The organism is Streptomyces genisteinicus, assembly GCF_014489615.1.
Taxonomy (GTDB): domain Bacteria; phylum Actinomycetota; class Actinomycetes; order Streptomycetales; family Streptomycetaceae; genus Streptomyces; species Streptomyces genisteinicus.
This window is the reverse complement of record NZ_CP060825.1, coordinates 5,379,608-5,393,607: the sequence shown is the minus strand read 5'-3', so window position 1 is coordinate 5,393,607 and position 14,000 is coordinate 5,379,608. Positions and strand designations below refer to the sequence as shown.

Sequence of the window (14,000 nt, the reverse complement as noted above, 5' to 3'; positions counted from 1 at the left end):
CGGCGGCCCCGCCGTCAGGCGAACACGGCGAGGCTCTTGGCCTTGCCCTTCTGCTCCTCGACCAGCGCCAGGAAGCGCCCGTCGGGGCCGAAGACGGCGACCGGTGACCGCTCCTGCGCCGGCATCTCCAGCCGCACACCGTTGACCAGCAGTTTCGCCTGCCGGGTATCGACGTCCCAGCGGGCGAACGCCGCGGCGGCGGCGTCTGCGATCGGCATGACCGTCAGCTCCTCCTGGAGCCGCTCCAGCGTCCTGGCCGCGTCGAGCCCGTACGGGCCCACCCGCGTGCGCCGCAGGGCCGTGAGATGGCCGCCGACCCCGAGTCCGGCGCCCAGGTCCCGGGCGAGCGCCCGGATGTAGGTGCCGGAGGAGCAGACGACGGAGACGACCAGGTCGACCACGGGTGTGCCGTCCTCCGCGGTGGCCTCCCGCACGTCGTACACGCGGAACGACGAGACGGTCACCGGCCGGGCCGGGATGTCGAACTCCTCGCCGCCGCGCACCCGTGCGTACGACCGCTTGCCGTCGATCTTGATGGCGCTGACCTTGGACGGCACCTGCATGATGTCGCCGGTGAGCTCGGCGACGCCCGCGTCCACCGCCTCCCGGGTGACCGCGGAGGCGTCGGCGGAGGAGGTGATCTCGCCCTCCGCGTCGTCCGTGACCGTGTTCTGTCCCAGGCGGATGGTGCCGAGGTACTCCTTCTCCGTCAGCGCGAGGTGGCCGAGGAGCTTGGTGGCCTTCTCCACACCGAGGACGAGCACTCCGGTCGCCATCGGGTCGAGGGTGCCGGCGTGGCCGACACGGCGGGTGCGCGCGATGCCGCGCATCTTGGCCACGACGTCGTGCGAAGTGAAGCCCGACGGCTTGTCGACGATGACAAGGCCGTCGGGCGTGGGGGTGCGCTCTGTCATTCCGAGGCTTCGTCCTCGGGCTTGCGGTACGGGTCGGCCTCGCCCGCGTACGCGGCGCCGGAGGACGCCTCGCGCACCTTGGCGTCCGAGGCGCGCGCCTTGTCGAGGAGGTCCTCGATCGTCTTGGCGTTCTCCGGGAGCGCGTCCGGCACGAAGGTGAGGGTGGGCGTGAACTTGGTGCCCGCCGCCGCCCCGACCGCCGAACGCAGGATGCCCTTGGCGCTCTGGAGCCCTGCTGCCGCGCTGGCGCGGTCCTCGTCGTCGCCGTAGACCGTGTAGAAGACCGTGGCCTCCCGCAGATCACCGGTGACACGCGTGTCCGTGATGGTCACGTGCGTTCCCAGACGTGGGTCCTTGATGCCGCGCTGGAGCTTCTCGGCGACCACCTCCCGGATGAGGTCTGCCAGCTTCTTCGCCCGCGCATTGTCGGCCACTGGTCCTTCTCCTCTTGCTGCTGTTCCTGCTGCTGCTACTGCTACTGCTGCCTGCTACTACTGCTGCTGCTCGGTGCCGTGCCCGTTCAGTCTTCGTCGCCGTGGAGTCTGCGTCGAACCGAGAGCAGTTCCACCTCCGGCCGGGCGGCGACGAGCCGCTCGCACCGGTCGAGCACCTCGGAGAGGTGCCCGGTGTCGCCCGAGACCACCGCGAGGCCGATCTCGGCCCGCCGGTGGAGGTTCTGGTCCCCCGTCTCCGCCACGCTCACCGCGTACTTCCGCTGGAGTTCGGCGACGATCGGGCGTACCACCGACCGCTTCTCCTTCAGCGACCGTACGTCGCCGAGAAGCAGGTCGAAGGAGAGTGTCCCCACATACATGTGTGTCCGGATGTCCCGCCGGTGCGGGTTCATGACGCCTGCCAGCGCTTGGCAGGAACATCAGAACGGTACACGCAACGGCCGGGGCCGATCGACGGAAATACTTCCGCCGACCGGCCCCGGTGAGGTGTGCGTCAGCCGCGGGGCTTCTCGCGCATCTCGTACGTCGCGATGACGTCGTCGATCTTGATGTCGTTGAAGTTTCCGAGGTTGATACCGCCCTCGAAGCCCTCGCGGATCTCGGTGACGTCGTCCTTGAAGCGGCGCAGACCCTCGATGTTGAGGCTCTCCGCCACGACCTTGCCGTCGCGGATGAGGCGGGCCTTGGTGTTCCGCTTGACCTCGCCGGAGCGGATGAGAACACCCGCGATGTTGCCCAGCTTGGACGAGCGGAAGACCTCGCGGATCTCCGCCGTGCCGAGCTCGACCTCTTCGTACTCCGGCTTGAGCAGACCCTTGAGGGCCGCCTCGATCTCCTCGATGGCCTGGTAGATCACCGAGTAGTAGCGGACGTCGACGCCCTCGCGCTCCGCCATCTGCGCGGCACGGCCGGCCGCACGGACGTTGTAGCCGATGACGATGGCGTCGGAGCCCATCGCCAGGTCGATGTCGGACTCGGTGACCGCACCCACACCGCGGTGCAGGACCCGGATGTCGACCTCTTCACCGACGTCGAGCTGGAGCAGCGAGGACTCGAGAGCCTCGACCGCGCCGGACGCGTCGCCCTTGATGATGAGGTTGAGTTCCTGGATCTGACCGGCCTTGAGCACCTTGTCGAGGTCCTCGAGGGACACCCGGCGGGTGCGCTTGGCGAAGGCGGCGTTGCGCTCGCGCGCAGCGCGCTTCTCGGCGATCTGGCGGGCCGTACGGTCCTCGTCGACCACCAGGAGGTTGTCGCCGGCACCCGGCACGTTGGTGAGACCGAGCACCAGGACGGGAGTCGACGGGGCCGCCTCCTCGACGTTGTTGCCCTTGTCGTCGAGCATCGCCCGGACGCGGCCGTACGCGTCGCCGACCACCACGGTGTCGCCGATGCGCAGCGTTCCGCGCTGGACCAGCACGGTCGAGACCGCACCGCGGCCGCGGTCGAGGTGGGACTCGATCGCGATGCCCTGCGCGTCCTGGTCGGGGTTGGCCCGCAGGTCGAGCGAGGCGTCGGCGGTGAGGACGACGGCCTCCAGCAGGGAGTCGATGTGCAGACCCTGCTTGGCGGAGATGTCGACGAACATGGTGTCGCCGCCGTACTCCTCGGCCACCAGACCGAACTCGGTGAGCTGACCGCGCACCTTGGTCGGGTCGGCGCCCTCGACGTCGATCTTGTTGACCGCGACCACGATCGGCACGTCGGCCGCCTTGGCGTGGTTCAGCGCCTCGATCGTCTGGGGCATCACACCGTCGTTGGCCGCCACCACGAGGATCGCGATGTCGGTCGACTTCGCACCACGGGCACGCATGGCGGTGAACGCCTCGTGACCCGGGGTGTCGATGAAGGTGATCGCGCGGTCCTCGCCGTTGACCTCGGTCGAGACCTGGTAGGCACCGATGTGCTGGGTGATGCCACCGGCCTCGCCCGCGACGACGTTCGTCTTGCGGATCGCGTCGAGCAGACGGGTCTTTCCGTGGTCGACGTGACCCATGACGGTCACGACCGGCGGACGGGAGACCAGAGCCTCTTCGCCGCCCTCGTCCTCGCCGAACTCGATGTCGAAGGACTCGAGAAGCTCGCGGTCCTCCTCCTCCGGGCTGACGATCTGGACGGCGTAGTTCATCTCCTCGCCGAGCATCTGCAGCGTGTCGTCGGAGACGGACTGGGTCGCGGTGACCATCTCGCCGAGGTTCATCATGACCGCGACGAGCGACGCCGGGTTGGCGTTGATCTTCTCCGCGAAGTCGGTGAGCGACGCACCGCGCGACAGGCGAATGGCCTCGCCGTTGCCGCGAGGCAGCATCACGCCGCCGACCGACGGGGCCTGCATGGCCTCGTACTCCTGGCGCCTCTGCCGCTTCGACTTGCGTCCACGACGCGCCGGACCGCCGGGACGGCCGAACGCACCCTGCGTGCCACCGCGGCCGCCGGGACCGCCCGGACGCCCGCCGAAACCGGGACGACCGCCGCCGAAGCCGCCGCCGCCACCGGGGCCACCGCCGCCGGGACGGCCGGCGAAGCCGCCGCCGCCACCGGGACGACCGGCACCGCCACCGCCGCCGGGACGGCCGGCGAAGCCGCCGCCGCCGCCGGGACGACCGGCACCGCCGGGACGACCGGCACCGCCGGGACCGCGACCGCCGCCACCGGGGCCGCCGCCGGGGCGGGGACCGGCAGCAGGACGCTGCGGCATCATGCCCGGGTTCGGGCGGTTGCCGGCGGGGCCGCCGCCGGGACGCGGGGCCTGCGGACGAGGCATGCCACCGGGGGTCGGACGGGCACCGCCCTGGCCCTGCGGACGCGGAGCGCCGCCGGGACCGCCCTGGGGACGCGGGGCGCCGGGGGCGCCGCCGGGACCACCGGGGCCGGGACGGCCGCCGCCGGGACGGGGCGCCTGCGGGCGCGCCATGCCGGTCGAACCGCCGGAGGTGAAGGGGTTGTTGCCCGGACGGGGACCCGCGGGACGGGCACCCGGACGCGGGGCGCCGCCGGCGCCGCCGGGACGGGCGGGACGCTCGCCGCGCTGGCCGGCACCCGGGGCCGGGCGCTGACCGCCGGCCGGACGGGGGCCGGGGGCGGCACCGGGACGCGGTGCCTGCGGCGTGCTGGGCTGGGCCGGGGCCGGCGCCGAGAACTCGGCGGCGGGCACCGGAGCCGCCGGAGCGGGCTTGGCCGGTGCGGGCTTCGGGCCCGGAGTGGGACGCGGACCCGGAGCCGGGGCCGCGGAGGGGGTGCTGCCGCTCGCCGCGGCCGGCTTGGGAGCCGGGACGCCGGGCTTCGGGGCAGCGGGACGTGCCCCGGCCGGCTTGGCGGCAGGGGATGCGCCCTGCGCCGGAGACGGCGCGGAGGGCGTCGGGGGCTTGGGCGTCGCCTTGCGGGGCGCGCCCGGCTTCGCTGCGGTCTTGCCGGCGTTGCCGCCGGGGCCCTGCAGCGCGTCGGTCAGCTTGCGTACAACCGGCGCCTCGATCGTCGAGGACGCCGAACGGACGAATTCACCGAGTTCTTGGAGCTTGGCCATGACGACCTTGCTCTCCACACCGAACTCCTTGGCGAGTTCGTATACCCGGACCTTAGCCACTTCGCTCCTTTTAGGTCCGGGTTACCGCCGGACCGTCGCTACTTCATGGGCGTACTCATCGCGTACTCATCGAGTGCTCATCGCAATCTCGACCTACTTCCGACTCGCGAGGTACCTGACCGCACGGGGTTCCGTGCCGTACTTCTCTTTCGTTTCACTGTGCCGTCTGCTCGACGTGCCGCCGGAGACCGGCGGTGTCGAGCGGTCCCTGGGCCCGGAAGGCCCTCGGGAACGCCCTGCGGCGAACCGCCTGATCGAGACAGACCACGGCGGGATGCACATAGGCACCCCGGCCGGGCAGCGTACCGCGATCATCGGGGACGCACTCGCTCCCGATCACCACGATGCGCAGCAGATCGTCTTTGGCCGCTCGCTCCCGGCATCCCACACAGGTTCGTACAGGGCACACGCGGGCAGGCGTCCGGCCAGACACGTTCAAGTCTACCTCCCCGCACCGACCCCACCCCTTCGGGGCAAGATTCGAACGGTTGTTGTCCTGATCCACACGGCCCGTGCCCTGCGGCGGCGCGGCCCGCGCGGACGCTTTCCTCAGTCCCGGTCGGAGTCCTGCTCGGTGTCCGGGCGGATGTCGATGCGCCAGCCGGTGAGACGGGCGGCCAGGCGGGCGTTCTGCCCCTCCTTGCCGATCGCCAGCGACAGCTGGTAGTCCGGCACGGTCACCCGCGCCGAACGGGCACCGAGGTCCACGACCTCGACCTTGCTCACCCTGGCCGGGGACAGCGCGTTGGCCACCATCTCGGCCGGGTCGTCCGACCAGTCGACGATGTCGATCTTCTCGCCGTGCAGCTCGGCCATCACGTTGCGCACCCGGCCGCCCATCGGGCCGATGCAGGCGCCCTTGGCGTTCAGGCCCGAGCGGGTCGACCGGACGGCGATCTTGGTGCGGTGGCCGGCCTCGCGGGCGATCGCGGCGATCTCGACGCTGCCGTCGGCGATCTCCGGGACCTCCAGCGCGAACAGCTTCTTCACCAGGTTCGGGTGGGTGCGCGACAGCGTCACGGACGGACCGCGCACGCCCTTCGCCACCCTCACGACGTAGGTGCGCAGCCGCAGCCCGTGGGTGTACTCCTCGCCGGGGACCTGCTCCTGCACCGGCAGGATGGCCTCCAGCTTGTCGTCCAGCTTGACCAGGACGTTCTTGGGGTCCTTGCCCTGCTGGACCTGGCCGGCCACCACGTCGCCCTCGCGGCGCGCGTACTCGCCGAAGGTGACGTCGTTCTCGGCGTCCCGCAGACGCTGCTGGATGACCTGGCGGGCGGTGGTGGCGGCGATCCGGCCGAAGTCCGACGGGGTGTCGTCGAACTCCTTCGGCTCCTGCCCCTCCTCCAGGTCGGACGGGTCCTCCTTGGCCCACACCGTCACATGGCCGGTCTGCCGGTCGAGGACGACGCGGGCGTGACGGCGGCTGCCGTCGGTGCGGTGGTAGGCGATGAGGAGGGCCGACTCGATGGCCTCGACCAGGAGGTCGAAGGCGATCTCCTTCTCCAGTGCCAAGCCCTTCAGGAGCTTCACATCGATGTCCACGGCTACGCCTCCTCTTCCTTCTTGTCCTTGCGGTTGAACTCGATCTCCACGCGCGCCTTGGCGATCTCGCCGAAGGCGACCCGGCGGGCGGTGGGCTTGCGCCCCTTCACGCCCGGGACCTCGAGGTCGAGCCCCTCGTCGTCGGCGGAGAGGATGCGGGCGACCAGTTCGCCGTCCTCGTGCAGCTGGAAACGGACCAGGCGGCCGACGGCACGCACGTAGTGGCGGTGCTGGGTGAGCGGGCGGTCGGCGCCCGGGGAGGTGACCTCCAGGACGTACTCGTCCTCGCCCATGGCGTCGGTCTCGTCGAGCTTCTGGGAGATCACGCGGCTGAGATCCGCACACGCGTCCAGTTCCACGCCGTCGTCGGAGTCGACGACGATCCTCAGGGTGCGGCGCCTGCCCGCCCGGGAGACCTCGATCTCCTCCAGATCCAGTCCGGCGGCGCTGACGAGCGGTTCCAGCAGCCCGCGCAGCCTCTCGCTCTGGGTGGTGCTCATCCGGGTGACTCCTCGGCCGCGTGTGCTGTTGTGGGTTCCTCGCGTGTCGAGTCAAAGGGTATCCGGTCGCGGGGGGTGTTGCCGTCCACCGGCGCCGCCCCCACGGGTACGCTCGCCTGCGGCGATGATCACCATTCGGGCCGAGGAGACAGGCGTGGGGCGCACGGGGACGACACGGCGACGTGCCCTGCTGGCGACGGGTGCGGCCGCCGCGGCCGTGTTGACGGGCTGTTCGAGCGGCACCCCCGCGGGCCCCCGCACGAAGGGGACCTCCGCGGATCCCGCCGCGGCCGCCGCGGAGCTGCGCCGCCGCCTCGCGGCACGGAGCACCGCGCTGCTGGGCGAGTACGACGCCGTCGTCCTCCGGCACCCCGCGCTGCGGGACCGGTTGGCGCCGCTGCGGGAAGCCGTCGCGGCCCACGCGGGGGCCCTGTCGGGCACCGCGGCCCCGCGGCCGCCCGCCTCGCCGCCGGCTTCCTCCGGGGCGCCCTCCGGAGCTCCCGCCACGGCGTCCGCGATCGCCGGAGGTTCCGTCGCCGACGACCCCGCGGCGGCCCTGCGGGCGCTCGCCGCGAGCGAACGCCGCACCTCGGCCGAGCACACGGCCTCCCTGATGGACGCCGAACCCGAGCTGGCCAGGCTGCTCGCCTCCGTGGCCGCGGCCGGCTCGGCGCATGCGTACCTGCTGACGAAGGGTGACGCGCGATGACCGAGGTGGACAAGGCCGCCACGGTGGCCGCCGCGCAGGCGGCGCTCGCCGCCGAGCACGCGGTGGTCTACGGCTACGGCGTCGTCGGCGGACGGGTCGGCGACGCACGCGAGCACGAGGCCGCCGCCGCGCACGCGGCCCACCGCGCCCACCGCGACGCGCTGGCCCGCACCGTGCGCGACCTGGGCGGCGAGCCCGTCGCCGCGTCGGCCGGATACGCCCTCCCCTTCGCCGTCCCGGACCCGGCGGCGGCCGTGCGGCTCGCGGCCGAGCTGGAGGACCGGGTGGCGGGCGCCTGGGCCGACCTCGTCCGGGCGTCCGAGGGCCCGCTGCGCCGCCGAGCCGCCGACGCCCTGCGCGAGGCGGCCGTGCGGGCGGCACGCTGGCGCGGCGGCGGCGTAGCCTTTCCGGGGCTCGCCGAGCGCGCCGACGGCGGCAACGGCTGAACCGGAAGGGAAACACACGACGTATGGCTTTCGAACCGCCCCAGCGGCTGCTCCGGGCCCTCGGTGACCGCACCGAATGGCTCGGACACCTCCCGGAGACCGTCCGGGAGGCGGTGGACCGGCGGAAGCTCGACGTCGAGCGCCTGGTGGCGCCCGGGGGACGGAGCAGCGTCGTGCTGCTCGTCCGGCAGGCGGACGGCACCCCCGCCGCGCTGAAGCTCGCCCCGCCGTCCGCCGCGCCTGCGCTGGAGCACGCGGCGCTCACCGCCTGGAACGGCTGGGGCGCCGTACGCCTCGCCGACGGCGACGACGGCCTGCTCATGGAGCGCCTCCACCCCGAGGTCTCCCTGCGCTCCCTGCCGGAGGCGAAGGCACTGCTGGAGGCCGCCGGGACGGTGCGCAGGCTGTGGATCGAGCCGCCGGCGGGCCACGGGTTCGAGACCGTGGCGGCGCGCACCGCCCGCCAGGCGGCGGCGATGACCTCCCCCGCCGGCGAACCGCTCGTCGCCGCGGCGCTGGCGGCACGCGAGGAACTGGTGGCCGCACCGGGTGAGGTGCGGCTGCTGCACGGGAACTTCCGGCAGGGCAAGGTGCTGGCCGGGGACCGGGCACCGTGGCTGGCGGTCGGGCCCGAGCCGGTGGTGGGCGAGCCCGCCTACGACCTGGCACGGCTGGTGCGCGACCGCGTCGAGGACCTGGTCGCCTCCTCCTCGGGAGCCTCGGCGGTCCGCCGCCGCCTGACCCGGCTGGCGGACGCCCTGGAGGTCGACCGGGACCGGCTCCACGGGTGGACGCTGTTCCGCGCAGTCGAGTCGGGCACGCGTGCGCTGGCGGAGGACCGCCGCGCGGAGGCGGAGCTCACGCTGGAGTTCGCCTCCTGGTTGTGACGCCCGGGGGCGTCGGGCTTTGGGCCCGGGCGGTCCGGGCCGGCCCGGGGGGCGTCGGGGTTCGGGGAGCCTGGGCCCGTGCGGCCCGTGCGGCCCGGGGGCCGCGGCACGGCCTGCGGCCGTGTCCTCAATCGCCGGACGGGCTGGTTCCCCCAGCACACCCGGCCACAAGGCCGAGCCACCCGACGGCACCGGCCACGAACCACCCCCGCACGCCCAGCGGTTGAGGACGCCGCGCGCACGACGTACCACCGGGCAGACTCCGGCCCCGCACCGCGGGGGAACCGCACGCGCGTGGGCGGCGCGGCCGGGGCCGGAGGGCTCCCGGGTGCGCCGCCCGCGGGCTGTGGGTCAGCGTGCGAGGCGCGCGATCGCCTCGGCGACCGGAAGCTCCTCGCGCTCCCCGGTGCGGCGGTCCTTCAGTTCGACGACGCCCTCGCCCGAGCGCCGGCCGGCGACCAGGATGGCGGGGACGCCGATGAGCTCCGCGTCGGTGAACTTGACGCCCGGGGAGACCCCGGCACGGTCGTCCACGAGGACCCGCAGCCCGGCCGCGCCGAGCTGCTCCGCGACGTCGAGCGCCAGCTCCGTCTGGAGCGCCTTGCCGGCCGCCACGACGTGCACGTCGGCGGGGGCGATCTCGGCCGGCCAGCACAGGCCCTTCTCGTCCGCGGTCTGCTCGGCGAGGGCGGCGACCGCGCGGGAGACGCCGATGCCGTAGGAGCCCATGGTCACCCGGACCGGCTTTCCGTTCTGCCCGAGGACGTCGAGCTGGAAGGCGTCGGCGTACTTGCGGCCGAGCTGGAAGATGTGGCCGATCTCGATGGCGCGGTCCAGCTTCAGGCCGGTCCCGCACTTCGGGCAGGGGTCGCCCTCCTCGACGACCACGACGTCCAGGTACTCGTCGACCTCGAAGTCGCGGCCCGCGACGACGTTGCGCGCGTGCTTGCCGTCCGTGTTCGCGCCGGTGATCCACGCCGTGCCGGGGGCGACCCGGGGGTCGGCGAGGTAGCGGACCTTGTCCAGGCCCTGGGGGCCGACGTAGCCGCGGACCAGGTCGGGGCGGCCGGTGAAGTCCTCGGCGGTGACCAGTTCGACGGTCGCGGGCGCCAGGTGGTCGCCGAGCTTGCCGAGGTCGACCTCGCGGTCGCCGGGGACGCCGACGGCGACGATCTCGCCGTCGACCTTGACCAGGAGGTTCTTCAGCGTGGCCGAGGCCGGGACGCCGAGGTGGGCGGCGAGCGTCTCGATGGTCGGGGTGTCCGGGGTGTCGAGCTCCTCGACGGGACCGTGGCCGGCCGCGTCGCCGGGGGCGAGCGCGAAGGTGACGGCCTCGGTGTTGGCGGCGTAGTCGCAGGAGGGGCAGTAGACGAAGGTGTCCTCACCGGCCGCGGCGGGGGCGAGGAACTCCTCGGAGGCCGAGCCGCCCATCGCGCCGGACACGGCGGAGACGATCTTGTGCCGGAGGCCGAGGCGGTCGAAGATCTTGACGTACGCCTCGCGGTGGAGCGCGTACGACTCGGCGAGCCCTTCGTCGGTGGTGTCGAAGGAGTACGAGTCCTTCATGTGGAACTCGCGGCCGCGCAGGATGCCCGAGCGGGGACGCGCCTCGTCGCGGTACTTGATCTGGATCTGGTAGAGGATCACCGGCAGGTCCTTGTAGGACGTGCACTGGTCCTTGACCAGCTGGGTGAAGATCTCCTCGTGGGTGGGACCGAGCAGGTACTCGGCGCCCTTGCGGTCCTTGAGGCGGAACAGCTCGGCGCCGTACTCGTGCCAGCGGCCGGTCGCCTCGTACGGCTCCTTGGGGAGCAGGGCGGGCAGCAGGACCTCCTGCGCGCCGATGGCGTCCATCTCCTCGCGGACGACGCGGCTGACGTTCTCCAGGACGCGCTTGCCGAGGGGCAGCCACGACCAGATGCCCGCGGCGTTGCGGCGGACGTAACCGGCGCGGACGAGGAGCTTGTGGCTGAGCGTCTCGGCGTCCGCCGGGTCGTCGCGCAGTGTCTTGACCATCAGACGGGACATGCGCTGGACCTGGGCCATGGTGAACTCCTGCTCGGAACGTGTGATGTGCAGGAGGTTAGCCGGGCGGTACCGGCAGGCGGAAATCAGTTGCCGGGCGGACCGCCCCGGCGCAGCGGCAGCGGGGCGCCCATGACCGCGTACGGGCTGGGTGCGCTCGGGAAGAGGACCTGCCGGGCGAGGTCGCGGTAGCCGAGGCTGCGGTACAGGGCGCGGGCCGGGCTCTCGGTGTCGATGGCGGAGAGGATGGAACGCGGCTGGGCGGCCCCGTCGGTGAGGGTGGTGATCAGTTCGCGGCCGATGCCGCGGCCCTGGTGGGCGGGGTGGACGTGGAGCTCGGTGATGACGAACGAGTCGTCGAGCCAGCCGTCGCTGCCGTCCGCCCGCAGGTAGGGCTCGACGATGGTGGACCACCAGTGCCCGCGGTCGTTGGGCATGCCGTAGACGAAGCCGACCAGACGGCCGTCGGGGGTGGTGGCGCCGAGGGCGCGGGCTCCGGGGTTGGTCAGGTGCCGCAGCACGATGTAGCGGCGGATGTCGATCTCCTCCTCGCTCAGCCCGAAGGCGAGGGCCTGGACGGCGAGGGCTTCGTCGACACGGTCCGCGAGGTCGAGGGGGCCGGTGGCGACGTCGGGATCAGCTGCCATGGCCGCACCCTACTGGCACGGCGGCCGGGACCGGGTTCGCCGGGGTGCGGGTTCCGGCCGGTCGCACGGTCAGAAGAGCACGCTCATGAAGGTGCCGACCTCCTGGAAGCCGACCCGTCGGTAGGCGGCCCTGGCGGGGGTGTTGTAGTCGTTCACGTAGAGGCTGACGAGCGGCGAGACGTCGGCGAGCGCGTGGCGCAGGACGGCCGCCATGCCGGTCTCGGACAGTCCGCGGCCCCGGTACTCGGGTGCCACCCAGACGCCCTGGATCTGGCAGGCCTGGGCGGTCGCGGCCCCGATCTCGGCCTTGAAGACGACCTTGCCGTCCTCGATGCGGGCGAAGGACCGGCCGCCGGCGACGAGTTCGGCGACGCGGGCCTGGTAGAGCAGTCCGCCGTCGCCCGCCATCGGGGAGACGCCGACCTCCTCGGTGAACATGGCCACGCAGGCGGGCATGATCAGGTCCATCTCGTCCTTGCGGATCCGGCGGACGTACGGGTCGGGGGCGATGTCGTCGGGGAGCCGGTCGGCCACCATCAGCGGCTGGTTGGCGCGGACGTCCCTGGCCGGGCCCCAGCTCGGTTCGAGCAGCCGCCACAGGGCGGCGGTCGGTTCGGCCGGGCCCACGATGGACGAGCAGCGGCGGCCGGTCCTGCGGGCACGGTCCGCGAAGGCGCGGACCGCTTCGGGGCCGGCGCAGATGGGGACCAGGTTGGCGCCCGAGTAGCAGAGCGACCGCAGGGTGCCGCCCTCGTACCAGCCCCACAGCTCACCGCCGAGACGCCAGGGGTCGAGGCCCGCCACCTGCACGCGTGCGGTGACGAAAGCATTCGCCACGGGTTCGCTCTCGAGGACGGCGAGCGCGGCGCCGAGTTCGCCGGGGTCGAGGACCCGGGTGGTGGTGTGCGTCAACACGAGAGGGCCTCACCATACGGTTCGCTGGTCATGGCACTGTACCCGCCGACCCGGCCCGTCTGCCTCCGGCGGGAGGGCGCGGGTGCCCGCGGGGCCGGAATGCGGCGGGGACGGGCGTGGGCCCCGCGGCTCGGCCGCGGGGCCCACGTGATGCCCGGCGCCGGTCAGCCGGCGACGGAGATCTGGGGCTCGCCCGAGGCGACGCCGTCCTTCTCCATCTGCTCGGCGATCTTCATCGCCTCGTCGATCAGCGTCTCCACGATCTTGGACTCGGGCACCGTCTTGATGACCTCGCCCTTCACGAAGATCTGGCCCTTGCCGTTGCCGGAGGCGACGCCGAGGTCGGCCTCTCGGGCCTCGCCGGGGCCGTTGACGACGCAGCCCATGACGGCGACGCGCAGCGGGACCTCCATGCCCTCCAGGCCGGCGCTGACCTCGTCGGCGAGCTTGTAGACGTCGACCTGGGCGCGTCCGCAGGACGGGCAGGAGACGATCTCCAGGCGGCGCTGGCGCAGGTTGAGGGACTCCAGGATCTGGATGCCGACCTTGACCTCCTCCGCCGGCGGGGCGGAGAGGGAGACGCGGATGGTGTCCCCGATGCCCTCGGCGAGCAGCGCGCCGAAGGCGACGGCGGACTTGATGGTGCCCTGGAAGGCCGGGCCGGCCTCGGTGACGCCGAGGTGCAGCGGGTAGTCGCACTGGGCGGCGAGCTGCCGGTAGGCGTTGACCATGACGACGGGGTCGTTGTGCTTGACCGAGATCTTGATGTCGCGGAAGCCGTGCTCCTCGAAGAGGGAGGCCTCCCACAGGGCGGACTCGACGAGGGCCTCGGGGGTGGCCTTGCCGTACTTCTCCAGCAGGCGCCGGTCCAGGGAGCCGGCGTTGACGCCGATCCGGATGGGGGTGCCGGCCTCGCCCGCGGCCTTGGCGATCTCCCGCACCTTGTCGTCGAACTGCTTGATGTTGCCCGGGTTGACGCGGACCGCGGCGCAGCCGGCGTCGATCGCGGCGAAGACGTACTTCGGCTGGAAGTGGATGTCGGCGATGACCGGGATCTGGGACTTCCGGGCGATGGTCGCGAGCGCGTCGGCGTCGTCCTGGGTCGGGCAGGCGACGCGTACGATCTGGCAGCCGGAGGCGGTGAGCTCGGCGATCTGCTGCAGGGTGGCGCCGATGTCGGACGTCCGCGTCGTCGTCATGGACTGCACCGAGACGGGTGCGTCGCCGCCGACCGCGACGGATCCGACCTGGATCTTCCGGCTGACCCTCCGGTCGGCGAGCTTCGTCGGAACGGACGGAATTCCGAGAGAAATTGCAGTCATCTGCTGTGCAACCCCAAGGTATGGATCGAGGTCCCGAGATCGGCGGGCTCCA

At 72.7% G+C, this 14,000-nt stretch carries 14 protein-coding genes; 3 read left to right on the top strand and 11 right to left on the bottom strand.

The genetic code is table 11. From position 1 onward, the window contains the following. Window positions 1–14: 14 nt before the first annotated feature. The 7 genes from truB to rimP form a co-directional block, all read right to left on the bottom strand. Entirely contained in the window at window positions 15–914 is a 900-nt protein-coding gene (gene truB / locus IAG43_RS23515) for a tRNA pseudouridine(55) synthase TruB (protein WP_187742677.1), read from the bottom strand. After that, window positions 911–1,348, bottom strand: coding sequence for a 30S ribosome-binding factor RbfA (rbfA, locus tag IAG43_RS23510; protein ID WP_187742676.1), 438 nt, complete (start codon window positions 1,346–1,348; stop codon window positions 911–913). Before rbfA ends, truB begins: the two co-directional genes overlap by 4 nt. Window positions 1,349–1,434: 86 nt before the next feature. After that, window positions 1,435–1,728: a DUF503 domain-containing protein gene (locus tag IAG43_RS23505; RefSeq protein WP_187742675.1), complete on the bottom strand. Its 294-nt coding sequence runs from the start codon at window positions 1,726–1,728 to the stop codon at window positions 1,435–1,437. A 134-nt stretch (window positions 1,729–1,862) separates the two neighbouring features. Next, window positions 1,863–4,952, bottom strand: coding sequence for a translation initiation factor IF-2 (infB, locus tag IAG43_RS23500; RefSeq protein ID WP_187742674.1), 3,090 nt, complete (start codon window positions 4,950–4,952; stop codon window positions 1,863–1,865). 154 nt (window positions 4,953–5,106) lie between these two features. Further along, window positions 5,107–5,385 (bottom strand): YlxR family protein, encoded by a 279-nt coding sequence (locus IAG43_RS23495; protein ID WP_187744603.1) that lies wholly within the window; start codon window positions 5,383–5,385, stop codon window positions 5,107–5,109. Window positions 5,386–5,501: 116 nt separating this feature from the next. Next, window positions 5,502–6,497, bottom strand: coding sequence for a transcription termination factor NusA (gene nusA, locus IAG43_RS23490; protein ID WP_187742673.1), 996 nt, complete (start codon window positions 6,495–6,497; stop codon window positions 5,502–5,504). A 2-nt stretch (window positions 6,498–6,499) separates the two neighbouring features. Then, window positions 6,500–6,997: a ribosome maturation factor RimP gene (rimP, locus tag IAG43_RS23485; protein ID WP_187742672.1), complete on the bottom strand. Its 498-nt coding sequence runs from the start codon at window positions 6,995–6,997 to the stop codon at window positions 6,500–6,502. A 124-nt stretch (window positions 6,998–7,121) separates the two neighbouring features. Here rimP and IAG43_RS23480 point away from each other — a divergent pair, with 124 nt between their 5' ends. Genes IAG43_RS23480 through IAG43_RS23470 form a run of 3 tightly spaced genes read left to right on the top strand, consistent with a single transcriptional unit; the run spans window position 7,122 to window position 9,039 of the window. Next, on the top strand, window positions 7,122–7,706 hold the full coding sequence (locus IAG43_RS23480) for a hypothetical protein (protein WP_187742671.1): 585 nt from the start codon (window positions 7,122–7,124) through the stop codon (window positions 7,704–7,706). Further along, the gene (locus IAG43_RS23475) at window positions 7,703–8,152 is read left to right on the top strand and encodes a DUF4439 domain-containing protein (protein ID WP_187742670.1); all 450 of its coding nucleotides are present in this window, start codon (window positions 7,703–7,705) and stop codon (window positions 8,150–8,152) included. The genes IAG43_RS23480 and IAG43_RS23475 overlap by 4 nt, the downstream gene beginning before the upstream one ends. Window positions 8,153–8,175: 23 nt before the next feature. Next, entirely contained in the window at window positions 8,176–9,039 is an 864-nt protein-coding gene (locus IAG43_RS23470) for an aminoglycoside phosphotransferase family protein (protein WP_187742669.1), read from the top strand. Between the two features lie 351 nt (window positions 9,040–9,390). Here the strand turns inward: IAG43_RS23470 and IAG43_RS23465 are convergent, their stop codons facing one another. From IAG43_RS23465 to ispG, 4 genes are all read right to left on the bottom strand, one after another. Beyond that, a complete protein-coding gene (locus tag IAG43_RS23465; RefSeq protein WP_187742668.1) occupies window positions 9,391–11,085 on the bottom strand; it encodes a proline--tRNA ligase in 1,695 nt (564 codons plus the stop codon). Between the two features lie 65 nt (window positions 11,086–11,150). Next, window positions 11,151–11,711, bottom strand: coding sequence for a GNAT family N-acetyltransferase (locus tag IAG43_RS23460; RefSeq protein ID WP_187742667.1), 561 nt, complete (start codon window positions 11,709–11,711; stop codon window positions 11,151–11,153). 69 nt (window positions 11,712–11,780) lie between these two features. Further along, a complete protein-coding gene (locus IAG43_RS23455; protein ID WP_187744602.1) occupies window positions 11,781–12,623 on the bottom strand; it encodes a GNAT family N-acetyltransferase in 843 nt (280 codons plus the stop codon). Between the two features lie 167 nt (window positions 12,624–12,790). Further along, complete coding sequence (gene ispG / locus IAG43_RS23450; protein WP_187742666.1) at window positions 12,791–13,948, bottom strand: flavodoxin-dependent (E)-4-hydroxy-3-methylbut-2-enyl-diphosphate synthase; 1,158 nt, start codon at window positions 13,946–13,948, stop codon at window positions 12,791–12,793. Window positions 13,949–14,000: the final 52 nt, after the last annotated feature.

Bases quoted from the DNA above. Each gene is read 5' to 3' on its own strand.
- truB (WP_187742677.1), bottom strand. From the start codon at position 914: ATGACAGAGCGCACCCCCACGCCCGACGGCCTTGTCATCGTCGACAAG.
- IAG43_RS23505 (WP_187742675.1), bottom strand. From the start codon at position 1,728: ATGTATGTGGGGACACTCTCCTTCGACCTGCTTCTCGGCGACGTACGG.
- rimP (WP_187742672.1), bottom strand. From the start codon at position 6,997: ATGAGCACCACCCAGAGCGAGAGGCTGCGCGGGCTGCTGGAACCGCTC.
- IAG43_RS23480 (WP_187742671.1), top strand. From the start codon at position 7,122: ATGATCACCATTCGGGCCGAGGAGACAGGCGTGGGGCGCACGGGGACG.
- IAG43_RS23475 (WP_187742670.1), top strand. From the start codon at position 7,703: ATGACCGAGGTGGACAAGGCCGCCACGGTGGCCGCCGCGCAGGCGGCG.
- IAG43_RS23470 (WP_187742669.1), top strand. From the start codon at position 8,176: ATGGCTTTCGAACCGCCCCAGCGGCTGCTCCGGGCCCTCGGTGACCGC.
- IAG43_RS23465 (WP_187742668.1), bottom strand. From the start codon at position 11,085: ATGGCCCAGGTCCAGCGCATGTCCCGTCTGATGGTCAAGACACTGCGC.
- IAG43_RS23460 (WP_187742667.1), bottom strand. From the start codon at position 11,711: ATGGCAGCTGATCCCGACGTCGCCACCGGCCCCCTCGACCTCGCGGAC.
- ispG (WP_187742666.1), bottom strand. From the start codon at position 13,948: ATGACTGCAATTTCTCTCGGAATTCCGTCCGTTCCGACGAAGCTCGCC.